Below are 17,615 nucleotides of genomic sequence, written 5' to 3'. Positions count from 1 at the left end.
TGCCGAAGGTATCTCCACTGCCCTGCTGCCTTCCCCTGCGGCCGCCGCGTTCTACCGGGCCTTGGCCGCACCTTTGAAAAGGCTTGAGACTGCCACCGTTTGAGGTTCGACCAGGGGTTCCTCTTGATCCCGTGGGGTCCTGCCCAGGAGCCGATACCCCTCCGTCCATTCGTACGGCTGCGGATGCGGCACATGGCGGATGAGCCCGAGCGGACCGTCTGCGGTTGATCTTGCGGTCATGGCAGCATGGATTGTCTATCCGGTCACGCTGACGCTCGCCCCGCCGCAGCACCTGCAGGACATCCCGGTCCGGCGCCGCGCGCAGGGAGTGCTCGTCTCGTGGCCAGCGGAGGGTCTGGCCTTCTGGCCCGCCCTGGCACGGCATTTCTAGTCACGATTCGCGGGCTCGTGCAAAAACGCCCCGCTGGGAGAAACAGTGACGGTCGAGGAGCGCGACGCCATCCTCACAGCTGCTCTCCATGCGGTGAGCAACCAGTGGGACAGCGCCGGGTACCGGTTCGCTGCGGCGCCGGGGGCGACCATGGCCACGGTGTGGCGCGGCTATCGCGCGAACGCGCTGCCCGAGGTCGCACTGCGCCTCACGCCGAAGCCCGAGCCGCTGGTCCGGCGCATCGCCGCGCTCGTCGACAGCGTCACGGACGTCGAGTGCCCCGAGACCTCGGCTGTGGCGACGATGGAGCACGAGGGCCGTACCTGGACGGTCCAGGTGTGCACGTGGCTCGGCAAGGGCGGTGCCAGCCGGGGAGATCTCATCAGCCTCGGGCAGAGCATCGCCCGGCTCCACCAGGCCTTCGCGCGCCTGGCGGGCGACCACGACTTCACCGATCGCGAGCTGTCCTTCGAGCGCGCTCCCGTCGACCCATCCGACTTCGGACGCCCCTCGTGGCACGTGGCACGCCGCCTGTGGCGCGACCGCGTGGACCTGCTCCTGCAGAGCAACTCGACGCTGCCCCGGCAGCCCATCCACGGTGACATGCACTGGGGCAACGTCGTCACCAGTTCCGACGGCGGCTTCGGCTTCATCGACTTCGACAAGATCATGAACGCCCCGCCGGTGTTCGACCTGGCGAAGCTGCTGACTACGGGGTGCTTCCATATCCACGGCAACGAACCGGTCGCCCGGTTCGACAAGGGCCGCGCGGCCGACCTCCTGCACGGCTACCAGCAGGTCCGCCGCCTGAGCGCCATCGAGACCGCTGCCCTGGAGGGTTTCGCGCTGCTCCTCAACGAGGAGACCGCCCGTCTGGGCATCATCTACGGCAACCCTGACTACACCCACCAGGCGGCTGTGGTGGGCTCGTGGTGGGTCAGCCGTCGCGGGCAGACCACCGACCCACTCGGGCTGCGGGCTTCCACGGGCCCCGCCAGGCACAAGGCCGAGCAACTCGACCTGTTCCGTTCCTCCTGCCCTGTACCTAGGGATTTCCAACCGTGATCTTCGCTTGAGCGGCCAGGGCCGCGCGGAGGTTCCGAGCTGATCCCGTGGCTGTGGCGATGGCTACGGCCCGGGACGCCAAGGCCTCGGCTTCGTCTCGATGGCCGCCCGCTGCGTAGATGCGGGCGCTGACGGTGAGGATCTCGGCGGATCCGCGGACGCTGGAGCTCGGCCAGGTGGCGCGAGCTTCGTCCAGTGCGCTTCGGCCTGTGTCCAGACAGGACGGTGTGGCGCGGCCGAGCTGGCTCATGGCGTGACCCGTCCACTTTCCGATCTCTGCCTCGTCGAGGTACCCGATGTAGGGGGGCTTCTCTCCATCGTCGGCGCGTGAGAGGAGGTTCCACGCGGTGCTGAGGTCGGCTTGTGACGCACGGACGTGGCCGAGGCCGGCGTGGTGGTGGGCCCGGACTGCGTGCAGCCAGGACCGGACAGCAGGGTGCGCCTTGGTGGCGGCCAGTTCCAGGGCGCCGTCCGAGAGGTTGAGGGCGCGGCGGTGGTGTCCGAGTCCGAAGAGGACACGGCTCATCTGGCCGATCAGGTTGGCGGCGGAGGACAGGTCGCCGGACTGGTGGGCGTAGCTGGCGGCGTCGCGGTAGTGCGTGGCGGCGGCTGCGGGCATGCCGAGGTCCCAGGAGAGGAAGCCGACGAATCCTCCGGTGTCGGAGGCTAGGCCGGCGATCGCCTTCCGTTCGTCCAGATTGCGGGCGGTGGCGTGCCAGGTGAGCACTTGCTGGTGGTGGGTGACGGCTTGGGCGTAGACGGAGGATGCTCCGCGGAGGTTGTCCAGGCGGCCGTGTGCGGCGCGCAGGGCCCGGTGGGCGTCCATCAGTTCCCGGCTGTTGGCGCTCGCGGTCCCGATGCCGAGGTTCGCGACCATGGTGGCGCTGAGGGCACCGGCGCTGTTCTTGCAGAAGTCCCTTCGCAGCACGTCATCCCATTCCCGCAGGAGGACAGCGACGCCGTCGTGGGGCGTGGTTGTCTCCTCGCTCAGGCGTTGTTGGTGGGCGTGGGCCAGCAGCACCAGTTTGCCGTCGGCACCGAGGGCGTTGTCCAGGCCTTGGGCGATCTGGGGTGTGGGAGCGCGGCGTTCGTGCTCGAGGTCCCAGATAGTGCTTTTGCTGCAGTTTGCTCGACGGGCGAGTTCGCGCAGTGTCATCTCGCCTCGGAGTTGGCGCAGTTGGGTGGCGAAGGTGTGTTCGCCGGTTTCCGGCATCGTTTCCTCCGGGCGATGTGATCGTGCCGTGTCCGCATGGGTGCGCGGACAGCGCGGGCCGTGACACATTCCGGTGACCTGCGCCTTCGTAGGAGTTCGGGTTCCAGCGAGCGGGAGCGCAGCTGCGGACAAGTGCAGACAGCGCGTGCCTGGTCATGGCGGTGGTGGGGGTCCACGATGGTCGGCACGGGGCAAGAGCGTAGGAAGCCCTCGGCACGTGGCCAATACGTCAGTGAACGTGCTTTCCGGCCGCGCGCAGTCCTGATGAGGCACACCGGGGTCTGGCGGTGCTGCGCGTCGTTGCGGGGAACTTCCCCGGGCGTTCGATGCTCGTGTGTTCCAGCGTCCACGTGGTGACACCTGCGTGGTCGAGGTCCGAGGAGAAAGGACCTGTGATGGACGAGTCCTTCATACCGATGCCAGTCCCGGCCGCCGTCGCGGAACTGGTGCGACAGATCTGGGAGAAGGCGCTGGGCGCAGCGCCGGGGCCGGGCGCGGACTTCTTCGCGTGCGGCGGCGACTCGCTCGCTGCGCTAGCGGTGAGCACCGAGGTGGCCCAGGCAACCAGGCTGGTGGTCCCGCTGGACTGGCTGTACGCGCACCCCTGTCTGGACGATGCCGTCGCCGCGTTGGTCTCGGCGCCGGCCGCCGGGAGGACTCCCGTCAGTGTGCAACCGCGGTCGGGGGAGCATCCGCTGTCCTTCCAGCAGGAGGGACTGCTGCGGGTGATCGGCCATGTCGGCGGGGCCCACCGCTACCAGGGCGCCTACGCGGTGATCCTCCCGAGCAGCGTGGACACCGGGCGGCTGCGCGACGCGGTGGGAGCTCTCGATTCGCGGCACCCCATGCTCAGCGCCCGCATCGTCCAGGGTCATGACGGCAGCGCGCAGGTCGCCTCCGGTACTGGTCCTGTCCTCCAGCAGACTGCCGTGTCCGCACAGTTGGCGGCGCAGGCCGTGGATGACTGGGCAGCCGACGCGATCTCCCTGGACGGCCCGCTCGTGCGCATGGGCCTGATCGGGCCGGCCGACGAGCGCCGGCTGGTCCTGGCCGCACATCAGATGGTCATGGACCCCTGGTCCTGGGGACTGCTGCTCCGCGACATCGCCGCCCTCTACGCAGACGCGGGTGTCGGGGGCGGGCCGCGGCTGGCGTACACGGACTACAGCCGCTGGCAGCGCGAGCATCTGGTCGGCCCCCGCTTCGAGGAGCATCTGCGGTTCTGGCGCCAGTTGGTGGCCGAATACCGGGCCGAAGGCGTTCCGCTCCCCGTCATGCCGCAGCCCCTACCGGCAGCCGGGCCGGCCGCCCGGCTGCCGGTGGAGGTTCCCGGCCCCGTGGCGGAGGCGTTGCGCGCGGTGGCGAAGTCAGTGGAGGCGTCTGTGTTCGAGGTGTTGCTGGCGCTGTTCCATCTGGCGGTCGGCCGGTGGGCGGGCGTCGACGACGTTTTGGTCGGCAGCGCCACGGCCAACAGGACGCTCCCTGGCCTGGAGGAGGTGGTGGGCTTCTTCGTCAACGGCCGCTTCACCCGCTCCCGCCTGGACGAGGCGACCAGCGCATTCGAGCTGGTCGAGCAGGTCCGGGCGGCCTGGCGGTCGGTCGATGCCCACCGCGAGCTGCACCTGGAGAAGACGCTCTTCGACCTCGGGGTGCCGGATGCGGTGAACGTGAAGTTCTCCCTCAACACCATCCCCACGCTGACAGACCTGCCGTACGTGGAAGGGGTTCGGCTGCGTGCCGCCCCGGTGGCGCCGGTGCCCAGTGCCCGGCGGCACGTGAGCGTGGGACTGTCCCCGGCCGGCCGGGGACTGGCCGGGGCACTGACCTACCGCACCGATCTGCTCCAGAAAAACGAGGCCTCCGCCTTGATCGAAGGGTTCGGGCAGGTGCTGCAGAACGCTGCCGCGGACCCCGCTGCACGAATCCGGCTCGCCGATTGAAGACTGCCCCGCCCTGACGGCCAGCGCTCCCCGGAGGGGCGCCGGGCTGTTCGGGGATCGTGGGAGGAAGGACGCGATGATGAAGGCTGTGGTCCTGGCCGGCGGGCGTGGCAGTCGTCTGCGGCGGCTGACGCCCGTTCTGCCGAAGCCCTTTGCGCCGGTGGCCAACCGGCCGGTTCTCGCCTGGGTCCTGGATCACCTGGACACCGCAGACGTGGACGGGATCGGCGTGATCGTCCCCGCTGCCGAGCTCGACTTGTTTGAGCAAGGGTTCGGGCAGCGGACGGCCGCTGGTACGCCGATTCGGTGGCTTGCCGAACATGCCCCGGCGGGTACAGGCGGGGCGCTGCGCCTGCAGGCGGCGTTCTTCGACGGGGACCCGGCGCTCGTCGTCCCGGCCGACATCATTTCCTCCGTCCGCCTGACTGCTCTGCTCGAGCATCATCGGTGCCACCGTCCGGCGGTGACCGTGGCGGCTGCGCTGCGGCGGGCCGCGCAGTGGGGCGGCGATGTGCTCCTGCCCGACCCGCAGCGGCCCGGGCATGCGGCGGCGTATGCGTTCAAGCCCTGTGGCGCATCGGGGGTGTGCGCGGGATCGACGGGGGCGTGGGTGGTCGACCCGGCCGTGCTGGAGAGCATTCCCGACGAGGGTATGACCGACTTCTCCAGTGACGTCCTTCCGCGTCTTCCCGCTCCGGGGCGGCCGCTCGGCTTGTTCGATACCGGCCCGGTTTATCTGCGGGACATCGGAATCGGGCACAAGCTCCTGACGGCCAACCAGGAGGCCGCGCTCGGGCAGACGCCGGTGGCCGCCTCGCCGGTGCCCGGGCCCGCGCCTGTGATCGAAGACGGCGCCTGTATCGGGGCGCAGGTGCTGATCGGGCCGGGCGCCCGGATCGGGGCCGATGCCCGGGTCACGGGGGTGTGCGTCATCGGCGCGGACGCCGAGGTGGGCGGCGGTGCCGAGGTGGAGGGAGCGCTGCTCCTGCCCGGCGCCGAGGTCCCCCGCGGGGCCCGGGTGGGTGAGGAGATCATCGGTGATCCGGGGCGGGCACTTGAGGTGTTGCTGAAGTACGCGCCGTACGGGGCCCGGTCGTGAGCGGCAGCGAGGTGCTGTCCGGGCGTTGCTGGCCGGGCGTGCCGGAGCAGATCGCCTGCTGGAGCTCGGCCACCCCCGACGCTCCGGCCGTGGTCCAGGGGGAGCGCACGTGGAGCTACCGGCAACTGGCCGATTCTGTGGGGGCTTTGACCACCGAGTTGGAGCGCGCGGGCCTGGGGGCGGGTCAGGTGGTGGCCGTGACCGGGCCGCGCGACTTCCGGTTGGTTGCTGCCTGGGTGGCGGTGCTGGCCCGGCGGTGCGTGCTCTTCCCCGTCGACCCTGCCCTGCCTCTGGCCTTCCGGCAGCAGGTGCTCGGCCGCGCCGGCGCGGCCGTCGTCCTGGCCCTCGACGACATGTCGGCCGCCGGGTACCCGGCGGTGCCGTGCCTGCGGGTTCCCCGCGGAGGTCTGCCCGACGGTGCCGGCAGGGGTGTGCGGATGTCGCCGCCGGGGGCGGAGGAGCCGGGGTATGTCTTCTTCACTTCGGGCAGCACCGGGGTGCCGAAGGCGGTCCTGGGCCGGCACCGCAGCCTCGCTCATTTCCTGTCCTGGATGCGCTCCGCCCTGGCGGTTGGTCCCGGCGACCGGATGCCGCACCTGGCGAGTCCCGGCTTCGACGTGAGCCTGCGCGAGGTGTTCCTGCCGCTGGTCTCGGGCGCCACCTTGTGTCTGCCGCCACCGGGCAGCCTGCCGCCGGCCCGGGTGCTGCCGTGGCTGCAGGCGAACCGCGTGACGCTGCTGCCCGTGGTGCCGACCGTCGCCCGGGCCTGGCTCCACGCCACGCGCGAGACCGTACGGCTGGAGGGGCTGCGGACGGTGTTGTTCAGCGGTGAGCCGCTGAACAACACCCTGGTCGAGCGGTTGCGCGCGCAGCTGGACTACAGGGGGGCGGTCATCAACCTGTACGGGCCGACGGAGACCACGCTGGTGCGCTGCTGGCACACGGTCACGCACCCGGTGCCCGGTATCCAGCCGCTGGGCCGGGCGATCCCCGGCAGCCAGGTGTGGGTCGAACAAGCACCCGGTGCCCCAGCGCCCGTCGGCGAGGTCGGGGAGATCGTGCTGCGGACCGTGTACGGCACCAGTGGCTACCTCGGCGCCACCCCGTCGGAGGCCGCGCGCTTCTCCTTCGGGCCGGGCGGTGAGGTGGTCTACCGCACGGGAGACCTCGGCCGGATGGACGCCGGCGGACTGCTGCACTTCCTCGGGCGCACGGACGACCAGGTCAAGATCTACGGGGTGCGCCTGCACCTGCGGGCCGTCGAAGCGGTGCTGGAGGCCCAAGTGGGCATCGACCAGGCCGCCGTGACCGCCGAGCAGGGCCGCGACGGCGACCCGCCCCGTCTGACCGCCCGCCTGGTCCTCGCCCCCGGCCGCGCCGAGGTCCCCCGTGGTCTGCGCCGCGCTCTGCTCGACCATCTCCCCGCCGCCGCCGTTCCCGCGCACCTGATCGCGGTCAGCGCGCTGCCGCAGACGGCCACCAGCGGCAAGCTCGACCGCTCCCGCCTGGCCAACAAGCCTTTCCCGCCCAGTTCCTGACCGTGACATCCCCGATCGAAGGGAGTCCCCACCATGACCACCACCCCTGCCCGCGCGCTCAGCCGGCGAGAGCTGGAGACGATCGCGAGGGGTCTGCGGGCCTTCGTCTTCGCCGCCAACAAACATCCTGGCGGCGCCTCTTCGGCCGTGGAGGCGATCACGGCCCTGTACTTCTCCGGCGCCACCACCCTGGGCGGCGGGGACAGCTTCGGGCAGGACCGGCTGATCTACTCCAAGGGCCACGCCGCCGCCCCCTGGTACGGCGCCCTGTGGATGCTGGGCGCGATCCCCGTCGGCTCCTGGCAGGAAGTGGCCGGCTTCGGGCAGATCGGGCACCGGGTGCCGCGGATGCCCGTGCGCGGGGCAGCACCCGGCATGGAGATGTCGAGCGGCGCGCTGGGACAAGGCCTGTCTTTCGGCGCCGGGATGGCGCTGGCCGACCGCCGCCTGGGCCGTAGGGCGTGCACGTTCGTGATGCTGGGCGACGGCGAGTGCACCGAAGGGCAGGTGTGGGAGGCGGCGATGACCGCCGCCCGCCTGGGCCTGCGCAATCTGGTGGCGCTGGTGGATGCCAACGGCTCGGGCAGCGTGATCGAACTGCCCCGCCAGCAGTGGGCATCGCGCTGGCGCGGCTTCGGATGGCACACCGTGGACGTCGACGGGCACGACATCACCGCCGTCGCCGAGCACCTGCGTGCCCGGCGCGACGGGCCGACCGCGATCATCTTGCACACCGTCAAGGGCCGGGGCCTGGCCGCGCAGGTGGAAGGCAGCAACACCCTCAGCGCCGACGTCGCCGTCGAATACCTCCCCGAGTGGGACACCGGGGCACTGATCGAGGACGCCCTGGCCGTCATCGACCGGCACCACCCCCACGCCCGCCCGCGTCGCCGCGGAACCGCCAGCGCCCCGGGCGCGCCGGTGCCCCGGAGGCTGGAGCGGGGCGGGCTGCTGGCGCGGGTGCGCGGGCACGCGGTGGGGGAGTCGGTCGTGGCCAAGAAGGCGCTCGGCGGTGAACTGGCCGAGGAGCTGTCCGGTCTGCCGCTGCTGTGGATGGCCCCCGACGCCATCCGCAACTCCGGCCTGCTGCAGCGGATGAACGCGGTGGGCTCCTGGCGGTGGGATGCCGCGGACGCCGACGTGCTGCAGTGCGCGATCGCCGAGCAGGACGCCGCCTCCCTGGCGGCCGGCGCCGCGGCCGGCGGGCTGCTGCCGGTGCTGTTTTCCATGGAGGGCTTCTACTGGCGCATGCTCGACCAGATCCGCGAGTCGATCGCCTACCCGGGCCTGCCCGTTGTGCTGGTGGGCACCTCCGGCGGGCTCGCCGATCCGCTCGGCCCGATGGTGCAGTCCGACGGCTGCCTGAGCGCCCTGCGCGCCATCGGCGGCCTGGAGATCTTCGAGGCCGCCGACATCAACACCGCCAAAGTCCTGGCCATCGAGGCGCTGTGCAGCGGCCGTGCGGCGTACCTGCGGCTGCCGCACGAAGCCGCCCCTGTCCGCCACGCCCTCACCGACCTGGCCACCCGGCCGCTGCACGACGGCGCGTGGATCCTGGCCGACACCGACGACCCGGAGCTGGTCATCCTCACCGCGGGTGCGCTGCGCGAGCGCGCCTGTGAAGCCGTCGGCCGACTGCGCGCAGCAGGCCGGCGCGCCCGGGTGGTCGAGGTCTTCAGTCCCACCCGCTTCGCCGCGCTGCCGGCCGAGCGCCGCGCCGCGTTCATCCCGCCCGGCGCGCGCGCGGCCAGCATCCACAACGCCCCCACCCAGGTCCTGGGCGCGCTGCTTCCCCGAGATGCGGTGTGTCTTGGCGTCGACGGCTACGGGATGGCCGGGTGGCCGCAGGACGCGCTGTACGAGGTGGCCGGTCTGACCACCGACGCCCTCGTCGAGCGGATCACCAAGGAGTACGCGTGAATGCCTCCGGCCTTATCGTCCGCGATGCGATCGAGGGCGGCTTCACCGTGACCGCCCGCCGCACCGACACCTACCGCATCCACATCGGTGAGCAGCTGACCACGCAACTGCCCGGCCTGCTCGGTGAACTCGTCCAGCAGCTCGGCTCGCCCGGCCTGCTGCTGCTGGTCGACACCGGTGCCGCCGAGCACCACCTCGGCGCCGTCACCGCGGCCGCCACCGGCACGGGGCTGCCCTTCCAGGTGATGGCGATCCCGGCCGGGGAGAGCAGCAAGTCCCCCGCCCGCTTACGAGAGGTGATCCGCTTCCTGGCCCAGCACGGCGCGGCGCGGCGGACGCTGCTGCTCGGCGTGGGGGGCGGCATGGTCTGCGACCTGGTCACCGCCGCGGCCGCGCTCTACATGCGCGGCGTCCCCTACGCGCTGCTGCCCACCACCGTCCTGGCCCAGGTGGACGCCGCGGTCGGCGGCAAGGGCGGCGTCGACCTCGGACTCGCGAAGAACCTGCTGGGCGCCTTCCACCAGCCGGCCGCGGTCTTCATCGACCCCGCGCTCACCCGGACGCTGTCCGCGCGGCAGGTCCGCAACGGACTCGCCGAGGTCATCAAGGTCGCCCTCATCACCGATCCAGCCCTCTTCACCGTCCTGGAGGACGGTGCCGGCCGCCTGCCCACCGTCGAGCAGCTCACCGCGATCACCGCATCCGCCATCGCTGCGAAACTGCGCCTGCTCGCCCCGGACCCGTACGAACAGGGGGATCTGCGGCGGCTGTTGAACCTCGGGCACTGCATCGGCCACCCCTACGAGTCCGCGACCGGCTACCGGGTCCTGCACGGCGAAGCCGTCGCCGCCGGCACCGCGGCCGCCGCCCAGCATGCGTACCTCACCGGCCGCACCACCCGCTCCGCCCTGCAGCGCATCCTCGATCTGCTGACCGCCTACCAGCTGCCCACCGTCATCCCCGAAATGCTGCGGGACGCGGTCTGGGACCAGATGGCCACCGTGCGCCGGATCCGCGGCGGCCCGCTCCATCTCGTCGTCCCGCACCAGCCTGGCCACTGCACCATCACCGACGACATCGACCGGCCCTCCTTCGACAAAGCCCTCTCCGACCTGGCGGCCCGGCCATGACCGGCCGGCCCTGGATCCTGATCGAAGGCGGCGGCAGCCGCACCTGGGCAACCACCCACCCCGCCACTAGCCCCGCTGCCGCCGGCCCCTCCACCAACCCCCGCTCCGTCGGCGAGGACCACGCCTCCTCCACCCTGACCGAGCTCCTGCACGTCCTGCGCATCGACCGCGCCATCGGCCCGTGCGGCATCATCGCGGCCCACGGCGCCGCTTCCACCACCCGTACCGCCGCCCACTTCGCCGCGCTCATCCGCCGCGCCGCGACCGCGGCCGGACTGCCGACGGCTCCCGTGTTCGTCACGAACGACATCACCCCTCTGCTGCTGGACGACGACGGGCCGGTGTGCGCGGTCATCGCCGGGACCGGGACCGGATTCGCCGCCCGCAACGGCCATCAGTGGGCACGCGCCTCGGGCCTGGAGTGGCTCCTGTCCGACGAGGGAGGAGCTCACGACCTGGCAACCGCCGGGCTCCGCGCAGCCGTACAGGCACTCGACGGCCGGGGCCCGGCCACCGCCCTCACCACCGCAGCCCGCCGCTGGTGCCCCACCACCCCCAGCCACGGCCTGAGCGAGGACCTGTTCACCACCGTCTACGACGCCCCAGACCCCAAGCCATTCGTGGCGTCATTCGCCCAGCACGTCCTGGAAGCCGCCGCCGACGGCGACGCCCTCGCCGCACAGCTGGTCCAAGGCTCCGCCCGCGAACTCCTCACCGGGGCACGGGCCGTGTGCCGCGCGACCGGGACCACCGCACACAGCTACACGCTTGTCCTGTCCGGCTCGCTGCTCACCGCGACCCCCACCCTGCGCACGCACTTCCTCGACCTTCTCCACCAGCATCTCCCCCCGGGCGCCGTCCGCCAGCACACCGCCGACGATCACGCCGCGGCCCTGCTGCGGCTGCGCGCCATCTGGCAGGACCCCCACAAGCTCAAGGCGCTGACCCGAGCCCTGCCCGCACACGCCGACCCGCCGCCCCGTACCGAAGCCGCCCGGCCGCCGAGCACCGCGACGGGGACGCCATGAACTCCCCGGAGCCCACGCCAGCACCGGCCAACGGCGCCGACCTGGCCCTCGCCGACGCCCTGGACGCAGCGCTGGCCACCTGCCGCCAGCAGATCGACCACTTCCTGCGCCACCCGGCCACGCCCTGGACCAAGCGCAACATCCACGGCGGCCGCGAACCGGTCACCGCCCTCGACATCCGCTTGCAGGACACCCTCACCACAGCCCTCGGCCGCGACTGGCCCGGCCTGCCCGTGATCGCTGAAGAAGGCACGACAACCCTGCACGCCGTGCCGGACCACTGCCTCCTCGTCGACCCGCTGGACGGCACCGCACCCCTGCTGGACGGCAGCCCCTTCTACGCGATCGCCATCTGCCTCATCCACGCCGGCCGCCCCGTCCAGGGCCTCATCGACCTGCCCGCCTACGACCTGCGCATCGCCGCCACACCCACCACGCTCACCATCACCGGCGACCCCGACCGCCTGCCCGCCTACCGGCCGGACACCGTGCTGACCAGCCCCCGCCACACCCGCCTCGCCACTCAGCTCCTGCCCCACCGCCCCATCGTCGGCGTGCCCACCGCCACCGCCAAGATGACCCTCGTCGCCCTCCGCCGCGCCCCCGCCGCCGCCTACCTCCCCGCCGGAAGCGGAGCCGCCGCCCCCTGGGACTACCCGGCCGCCGCCCTGGCCCTCCACGCCTCCGGCGCCACCGTCCACGACCACCACGGACACGACCTGGCCAGCACCCGGCCCACCCGGCTCCACGGCTGGCTCGCCACCACCACGGCGGACCCCGACCTCAACGTGCTGCTGCGCCCCGCCCACCCCTGATCTGATCCCGTGAGGAGCCCGTGATGCGCTCGATCGCCGCCACCACCGACGGCTGGCGCGGCCTGCCCGGCCCGGCCTGGGCCGAACCGCACCTGCTCGCCGCCCTTGACCACTGCGCCACCCAACAGGCCCTGGGCAACAGCGTTCTGATCGGCTACGACGGCCGGGCCGGGGCCCGCGAACTCGCCCACCTCGCCGCCGACCTGCTCACCACCCGCGGCATCACCTGCCACCTGGCCACCAGCCCGGCTCCCACCCCCGCCCTCGGCCACCTCGTCCACACCCGAACCGACCTGAGCGCCGCCGTGATCGTCACGGCCAGCCACAACCCGCCCGGCTACATCGGCATCAAACTCCGCAACCACACCGGCCACGGCATCCAGTGGCCCCAACCCTCAGAGCAGCGCTGGGTTGACCCGGGACAGCTCCCGCACCACGACCACCCGGCCATCGACGCCCTCGCCCCCTACGCCGGCAGCGTCGGCGCCGGCCTGTGCGCAGCCGCAGACCGCTTCGACGGCGACGTCCTGCTCGACGCCGCCCACGGCGCCGTCGGCGCGCTCGCCCCCCACTTGCCCGCCCTCACCGTGGTGCGGGCCCGTCCCTTGCCGTTCTTCGCCGGCCACACCCCCGACCCCGTCCCGCGCACGCACGCCAAGACCACCGCGCGTGCGCTCCTGTCCCGCGCCCGCCACCCCCACCGCACGCTCCTGGCGCTGACCGACGGCGACGGGGACCGGCTCGTCCTCTTCACCCACCGCTCCGGCTACATCGGCAGTCCCGAACAGGCAGCCGCACTCCTCCACTCAGGACTGCCGGTAGAGCGCCTCATCACCACGCTCGTCGCCCCGCGCATGGCCGTACGCGCCGCCGAGTACGCCCGGCCAGGGCTCCGTGTCACCGAGACACCGGTCGGGTTCAAGCACATCGTCGCCGCCTGGCACACCGACCCCGCTCCCGCGCTCGGTCTCGAACCCAACGGCGCCCTGGTCCACGCGAGAAACGCGAACGACTACTTCGAGCGGGACAGCCTCGCCGCCCTCGCCTTCCTCCTGCGTGCCTTCCCCACCCTCGCCGAACTGGACGACGCCGTCACCGAGGTGCGCACCCGCTACCCGCACGCCCAGCTCGTCCACACCACCCCGGTCCCGCTGCCCGACGTTCTCACCGCCCTGCCCCAGTTCCTGCCCGGCTGGAACAGCGAACTCTCCCAGGAACTGGCCATCTACGACGACGGCGCGCACGGCCGTATCGCCGTGCGCGCCTCGGGTACCGAACCCGGCACCCGCCTCTACATCGAAGCCCCGCTGCCCGTCGCCGAACAGATCACCACCGCCCTCGGAGCCGTCACCCCGTCTGCTTGAGCAACCCCGCAGCCACCAGCCCCGCCAGGGCCATATCCGCGTCGGTCAGCTGACCGCCGAGGATATGGGCCACGTACTCGTCCACCGGAAGCGTGAACGGCTCGACGAACTCCTCCGCATCCGGCTGCGCCTCGGCAACCTTGCGGCACCCGCGCGCCAGCACTGCATGGCGTACGTGCGTGGCGTACGCAGCGAGATAGGTCTGCATCACCACCTCGAGCGAACCCGCCTGATACCCGGTCTCCTCCAGCAGCTCACGCGCCGCAGCCTGCTCAACCTGCTCACCAGCCTCTACGAGGCCACCAGGGAGCTCCGCCAGCACCTTGCCCGGACCCGGCCGAAACTGCTTGACCAGCACGCCCTGGCCGTCGTCCGTCAGCGCAACCACCGCAACCGTCCGCGGACCGTTGAGAATGTCCCAGTCCGACTCCCGGCCATCAGGCTGGGCGTACGTGCGACAACTCACCTTCAAGTAGCCCGCCGGCTCTGAGCGTTCAGCCCGCAGCACCCATTCCAGCTCGCTACGCTTCTCAGTCACGATCCGCATACTAGGCGTCCCGAAGGGCGGCCGGGGGCTGCCGGCCAACATGCCTTGATCCATAGACTGTCGGATTGACGCGGGGCCTCACTGCGTCATCGGGGCCCAGCAGGTGCTGTCACCACCGTCGGCAGATCAAGGGTTACTACAGGTCACCCGGACGCCTGCGGAGCGCATCGCGCCAGGCACCGCAGACCCGCCCCGGGTTCCCTCCACCTGCCCGCCGAAGCATGTGGGCCGATTGTCCCCCGCCGCCCGTCTGCTTCTGTCCCGGAGCCCACAGCAGCCTGGAGGGTGAACGTCGGCCGATACTCGCGCCCCGTCTCAGCCCACTTGTAGAGTGCGAACTCCCTCATACGCCACTCGCGTCCTATGGAGCTGACTGTGTTAGCGCTCGTTGCTCGCACCCGGGCAGTCGGTCACGAAGAGCCTTGTCCTCAGGCTGGCGTGGGGGTGACCTGTGGCGATCAGTGATGCGGATATCTCGGGCACGCTTGCCGCCTACCTTGAGCACTACCCGGAAGAGTTCGAGCAGTTGTCCGAGCCGCTACGGCTCCTGGCTCAAGGCCGGGACTTCGCCTCCCGGCGGAGCTTCCCGATGCACGTGACCGTTGGCGCGCTCCTCGTCCGCGACGGCACCGAGATTCTGCTCATCGAACACCTCGCGTACGGGATCACCCTGCAGCCGGGCGGGCATCTCGAGCCGACCGACACCACGCTGATCGACGCTGCAGTACGCGAGTTGACGGAGGAAACCGGCATCGACTCCAGCAAGGTCTTCTCCATCTCGTCGGCTCCCGCCTATATCGAGTACGGCAGGGTGCCGGCCCGGCCGGAGAAAGATGAGCCGGAGCACTACCATCTCGACATCGGATACGCCTTCAAGACGGCCCATGCCGAGGTCGGGCGCATTCAGGAGTCCGAGGTGACCGGGGCCGGTTGGTATCCGGTGGCCCTGGCCGAGCGCCTTGTCGGGCGGCGCATCGCCCGGGCTGTCAGCGCGCCGGTGTAGATCTACCGGCCAAGGCCCTCAGTCGAACCGACGCGCGGGCACGGTGCGCAGCTGTCGCTACTCCCGCTTCGTGGCACGCCTTCCTGTCGGCCCGACTGCGGGAACCTCGGCAGCCGTTCCCTCAGCTGCGGTCGGCCGCGTTGTGGGTTCGCTCATTCGAAGGATGGTCGGCCGTCCCGGCTTCGCTTCAGCTCGAAGAAGCCATCCGTCGCGGCGACCATGACCAGCCCGTCCCAGAGCTGCCCGGCGGCCTCACCGCAAGGCGCTTTCCTGAGTACGGGTCCGAACAGAGCCGTGCTGCCGACGCGGAGAACGGGCGTCCCGACCTCGAGGCCGACTTCGTTGAACGCCTCGTTGTGCGAGTTCCTGATGAGCTGATCGAACTCTGTGCTCGTAGCGGCCGATGCCAGCGAGAGGGGAAGGCCCGTCTCGGTGAGTGCCTCGGGGATCACGGTGGGATCTTCGCGTCGCTTCTGGTTGTGGAGCCGGGTGCCGATGGCGGTGTACAGCGGGCCGAGGACGTCGCGGCCGGCGTGTTCGGCGGCTGCCGCGCAGACCCGCACTGAGCCCCATGCCTTCTCCATCAGTGCGCGGTAGTCGTCGCTGAGGCCCTTGCCTTCGCGTTGTTCGAGGTTGAGGTAGGCCAGTGACATGATTCGCCAGTCCGCTCGCACCGGCCGGACGCGCTCGACTTCCAGGATCCAGCGCGAGGTGATCCAGGCCCAGGGGCAGAGCGGGTCGAACCAGAAGGGGACCTCGTCGAGCTCCGGCTGTTGCTTGATCACCGGATCCAGCACCGTCCTCTCGGTCGGTCGTGCAGGTGGGTGTCCTGTCCGGCGGCTAGATGTCGAAGAGCCCGGTTTGGGTGGGCATGTTGAGCTTGGCCGTACGCCCCGCGATCTTCACCAGAGCCGCGAGGTCGCCGAGTCCAGCGTTCTCGTTCGCGGCGCTGATGAGCCGGAGGAGCACCTGCGCGGTGACGTCGACGTCGGCGTAGGCCCGGTGCCGGTCCGCCGGCTGCTGGATGCCGAAGTGCGCCAGCAGCGTGTCGAGTTTGTAGTTCGGGAGTCCCGGGATGAGGTGCTTGGCCAGGGGGATCGTGTCGAGGAAGTCGGTGCGGGCCAGCGTCGGGCAGTGCTCCGCCTGGTTGTGGATGACGCCTGCCTCGGTGGCCGCGTGCTGAGCCACCAGCAGGTACGGGGTGCCGGCCGTAAGTCGCCGGTCCAGCGCCCCCAGCGCCTCGGCGGGGCTGGGGGCCTGCTGGAGCTGCTCGGGGGTCAGGCCAGTCTGTGCTGTGTCCGCTGGTGTCACCGGGGCGAAAGTGGGCGGCCGGATCAGGGATTGGCTCCGGCCGGTCTCCTTCCACGCGCCTGCCTCGTAGCGGAGCGCGAGAGCGGCCACCTCGATGGGCTGGGCCGGGTAGCCCGCGGGGGTGGTCGTCTCGAAGTCGATGACCACGAACGTTGTCGCCAGGAAGTCCGGGTCCTCGGTCAAGCCGCCCATGTGTCCACCGTCCTCGTCGGTTCCGTGGGGCTGTCGGCCCGCGCCGGGAAGAGCATGCCCGAGCGCGGGTCGCCGTGGTGTGCCGTCACCGGCTGATGAGGCCGGCGACGGCCTGGGTGGCGGCCTGCAGGCCGGGCGCGTTCCAGTGGCGCTCGCCGGTCCAGGTCTCGCTCAGGGACCGGTACAGGTCCGACATCACCGGCAGGAACCCGGGCGGGAGCGGTGCGGGCTGCGGCCACTGGCTCCTGGGCACGCCCTCGGCGATCAGCCGGTTGACGGGCATCTCGAGCCCGTTGTTGACGTACCAGTCGCGGAGGACTTGCTTGCCGCAGTGCACGCCGTTGAACATCAGGCGGCTCTCGTCGGGCGTGCCGGGGCTGTCGGCGAGCACCAGGCCCGCGTCGCCGGCCACGAAGAATTCGACCTTGCCGTCGCAGTGGCTCAGCCCGAGCCCGCGTGCGCGTTCGGTCAGCACCTGGTTGACCGTGAGGGCGATGTCGCGCATTGCCTGAAACTGCTCGTCGTTCAGACCTGCGAGGCGCTGGGCCTCGGACCGGCTGATGAACCGGTTGGTGTCCTCCCGCGTCGTCGCGTACTCGACGAGCGGCTGCTCCAACGTCTCGCCGGCCGCGGGGATGCCGGTGAGCCCGACCTCGGCCGGCGTCAGGGCACCGGTGGCGAGGCGGCGGTGAACGGAGCTGCCTGGAGGGAGCTCGTTGCGGAAGAGGACCTGCACCGGAACGAGGTAGCTGCCGGCGTCCGGGGCCAGCGGGCCGGCAGCCGGGGCGGGGACGCGCGCGAGGTCGAACTCGATCCGGTTCGGGGCGAGGAACCGGCGGAAGTGGGTGCGCACTCCCGCCTCCTCCAGCAGCGTGAAGTTGAAGGCGGCCATGCGACAGGTGGCCTCGCCCTTCCCGGGGATCTGGTCGGGCATCCTGCCGTAGTGGAACACCGTGAAGTGGTCGGTGTACTCGAAGATTCCGACACCTTCCCGCGTCGCCGTGGGCGGGTCGATGACCTTGAGGTTCTTGGTCGAGTGGAGGACGGGCATCATGCTCC

General features: G+C 71.3%; 16 protein-coding genes. 11 read left to right on the top strand and 5 right to left on the bottom strand.

The features are described from left to right. The first annotated feature begins 238 nt into the window (after positions 1 to 238). Positions 239 to 391 (top strand): hypothetical protein, encoded by a 153-nt coding sequence (locus tag AB8735_RS39350; protein WP_372412729.1) that lies wholly within the window; start codon positions 239 to 241, stop codon positions 389 to 391. A 45-nt stretch (positions 392 to 436) separates the two neighbouring features. Continuing rightward, the gene (locus AB8735_RS39345) at positions 437 to 1,456 is read left to right on the top strand and encodes a phosphotransferase enzyme family protein (RefSeq protein ID WP_372412727.1); all 1,020 of its coding nucleotides are present in this window, start codon (positions 437 to 439) and stop codon (positions 1,454 to 1,456) included. On the opposite strand, the gene AB8735_RS39340 is transcribed toward AB8735_RS39345, so the two are convergent. Continuing rightward, complete coding sequence (locus AB8735_RS39340; protein WP_372412725.1) at positions 1,437 to 2,669, bottom strand: helix-turn-helix domain-containing protein; 1,233 nt, start codon at positions 2,667 to 2,669, stop codon at positions 1,437 to 1,439. The genes AB8735_RS39345 and AB8735_RS39340 overlap by 20 nt on opposite strands. A gap of 395 nt (positions 2,670 to 3,064) precedes the next feature. On the opposite strand from AB8735_RS39340, the gene AB8735_RS39335 reads away from it, so the two are divergent. The 8 genes from AB8735_RS39335 to AB8735_RS39300 all read left to right on the top strand — a co-directional run bounded on the left by AB8735_RS39335 (position 3,065) and on the right by AB8735_RS39300 (position 13,503). Further along, positions 3,065 to 4,609, top strand: a complete 1,545-nt coding sequence (locus AB8735_RS39335; RefSeq protein ID WP_372412723.1) for a condensation domain-containing protein — start codon at positions 3,065 to 3,067, stop codon at positions 4,607 to 4,609. 76 nt (positions 4,610 to 4,685) lie between these two features. Then, a complete protein-coding gene (locus tag AB8735_RS39330; RefSeq protein ID WP_372412721.1) occupies positions 4,686 to 5,708 on the top strand; it encodes a sugar phosphate nucleotidyltransferase in 1,023 nt (340 codons plus the stop codon). Continuing rightward, entirely contained in the window at positions 5,705 to 7,246 is a 1,542-nt protein-coding gene (locus AB8735_RS39325; RefSeq protein WP_372412719.1) for an amino acid adenylation domain-containing protein, read from the top strand. The genes AB8735_RS39330 and AB8735_RS39325 overlap by 4 nt, the downstream gene beginning before the upstream one ends. Positions 7,247 to 7,279: 33 nt before the next feature. Further along, a complete protein-coding gene (locus tag AB8735_RS39320) occupies positions 7,280 to 9,166 on the top strand; it encodes a thiamine pyrophosphate-dependent enzyme (RefSeq protein WP_372412717.1) in 1,887 nt (628 codons plus the stop codon). Then, the gene (locus tag AB8735_RS39315) at positions 9,163 to 10,296 is read left to right on the top strand and encodes a 3-dehydroquinate synthase (RefSeq protein WP_372412715.1); all 1,134 of its coding nucleotides are present in this window, start codon (positions 9,163 to 9,165) and stop codon (positions 10,294 to 10,296) included. The genes AB8735_RS39320 and AB8735_RS39315 overlap by 4 nt, the downstream gene beginning before the upstream one ends. Continuing rightward, positions 10,293 to 11,324: a BadF/BadG/BcrA/BcrD ATPase family protein gene (locus tag AB8735_RS39310; protein WP_372412713.1), complete on the top strand. Its 1,032-nt coding sequence runs from the start codon at positions 10,293 to 10,295 to the stop codon at positions 11,322 to 11,324. Before AB8735_RS39315 ends, AB8735_RS39310 begins: the two co-directional genes overlap by 4 nt. Further along, positions 11,321 to 12,139, top strand: coding sequence for an inositol monophosphatase (locus AB8735_RS39305; RefSeq protein WP_372412711.1), 819 nt, complete (start codon positions 11,321 to 11,323; stop codon positions 12,137 to 12,139). The genes AB8735_RS39310 and AB8735_RS39305 overlap by 4 nt, the downstream gene beginning before the upstream one ends. Before the next feature lie 23 nt (positions 12,140 to 12,162). Then, the gene (locus AB8735_RS39300; RefSeq protein ID WP_372412709.1) at positions 12,163 to 13,503 is read left to right on the top strand and encodes a hypothetical protein; all 1,341 of its coding nucleotides are present in this window, start codon (positions 12,163 to 12,165) and stop codon (positions 13,501 to 13,503) included. On the opposite strand, the gene AB8735_RS39295 is transcribed toward AB8735_RS39300, so the two are convergent. After that, the gene (locus AB8735_RS39295; RefSeq protein WP_372412707.1) at positions 13,487 to 14,050 is read right to left on the bottom strand and encodes an NUDIX hydrolase; all 564 of its coding nucleotides are present in this window, start codon (positions 14,048 to 14,050) and stop codon (positions 13,487 to 13,489) included. The genes AB8735_RS39300 and AB8735_RS39295 overlap by 17 nt on opposite strands. A gap of 451 nt (positions 14,051 to 14,501) precedes the next feature. Between AB8735_RS39295 and AB8735_RS39290 the strand changes: the two genes are divergently transcribed. Then, the gene (locus AB8735_RS39290; RefSeq protein WP_372412705.1) at positions 14,502 to 15,053 is read left to right on the top strand and encodes an NUDIX hydrolase; all 552 of its coding nucleotides are present in this window, start codon (positions 14,502 to 14,504) and stop codon (positions 15,051 to 15,053) included. Between the two features lie 152 nt (positions 15,054 to 15,205). Here the strand turns inward: AB8735_RS39290 and AB8735_RS39285 are convergent, their stop codons facing one another. The 3 genes from AB8735_RS39285 to AB8735_RS39275 form a co-directional block, all read right to left on the bottom strand. Next, positions 15,206 to 15,838: a disulfide bond formation protein DsbA gene (locus AB8735_RS39285; RefSeq protein WP_372412703.1), complete on the bottom strand. Its 633-nt coding sequence runs from the start codon at positions 15,836 to 15,838 to the stop codon at positions 15,206 to 15,208. A gap of 55 nt (positions 15,839 to 15,893) precedes the next feature. Continuing rightward, positions 15,894 to 16,556, bottom strand: a complete 663-nt coding sequence (locus AB8735_RS39280; RefSeq protein WP_372412701.1) for a PolC-type DNA polymerase III — start codon at positions 16,554 to 16,556, stop codon at positions 15,894 to 15,896. A gap of 85 nt (positions 16,557 to 16,641) precedes the next feature. Then, a complete protein-coding gene (locus AB8735_RS39275) occupies positions 16,642 to 17,610 on the bottom strand; it encodes a phosphoribosylaminoimidazolesuccinocarboxamide synthase (RefSeq protein ID WP_372412699.1) in 969 nt (322 codons plus the stop codon). Positions 17,611 to 17,615 lie beyond the last annotated feature (5 nt).

The sequence above is a fragment of the Streptomyces luteireticuli genome (genome assembly GCF_041519305.1).
Lineage (GTDB): Bacteria > Actinomycetota > Actinomycetes > Streptomycetales > Streptomycetaceae > Streptomyces > Streptomyces luteireticuli.
This window is presented reverse-complemented; position numbering and strand designations above follow the sequence as displayed.

Excerpts from the sequence above, each read along its gene's own strand:
- AB8735_RS39350 (WP_372412729.1), top strand. The coding sequence starts at position 239 with ATGGCAGCATGGATTGTCTATCCGGTCACGCTGACGCTCGCCCCGCCG.
- AB8735_RS39340 (WP_372412725.1), bottom strand. The coding sequence starts at position 2,669 with ATGCCGGAAACCGGCGAACACACCTTCGCCACCCAACTGCGCCAACTC.
- AB8735_RS39335 (WP_372412723.1), top strand. The coding sequence starts at position 3,065 with ATGGACGAGTCCTTCATACCGATGCCAGTCCCGGCCGCCGTCGCGGAA.
- AB8735_RS39330 (WP_372412721.1), top strand. The coding sequence starts at position 4,686 with ATGATGAAGGCTGTGGTCCTGGCCGGCGGGCGTGGCAGTCGTCTGCGG.
- AB8735_RS39320 (WP_372412717.1), top strand. The coding sequence starts at position 7,280 with ATGACCACCACCCCTGCCCGCGCGCTCAGCCGGCGAGAGCTGGAGACG.
- AB8735_RS39310 (WP_372412713.1), top strand. The coding sequence starts at position 10,293 with ATGACCGGCCGGCCCTGGATCCTGATCGAAGGCGGCGGCAGCCGCACC.
- AB8735_RS39305 (WP_372412711.1), top strand. The coding sequence starts at position 11,321 with ATGAACTCCCCGGAGCCCACGCCAGCACCGGCCAACGGCGCCGACCTG.
- AB8735_RS39300 (WP_372412709.1), top strand. The coding sequence starts at position 12,163 with ATGCGCTCGATCGCCGCCACCACCGACGGCTGGCGCGGCCTGCCCGGC.
- AB8735_RS39295 (WP_372412707.1), bottom strand. The coding sequence starts at position 14,050 with ATGCGGATCGTGACTGAGAAGCGTAGCGAGCTGGAATGGGTGCTGCGG.
- AB8735_RS39280 (WP_372412701.1), bottom strand. The coding sequence starts at position 16,556 with ATGGGCGGCTTGACCGAGGACCCGGACTTCCTGGCGACAACGTTCGTG.
- AB8735_RS39275 (WP_372412699.1), bottom strand. The coding sequence starts at position 17,610 with ATGATGCCCGTCCTCCACTCGACCAAGAACCTCAAGGTCATCGACCCG.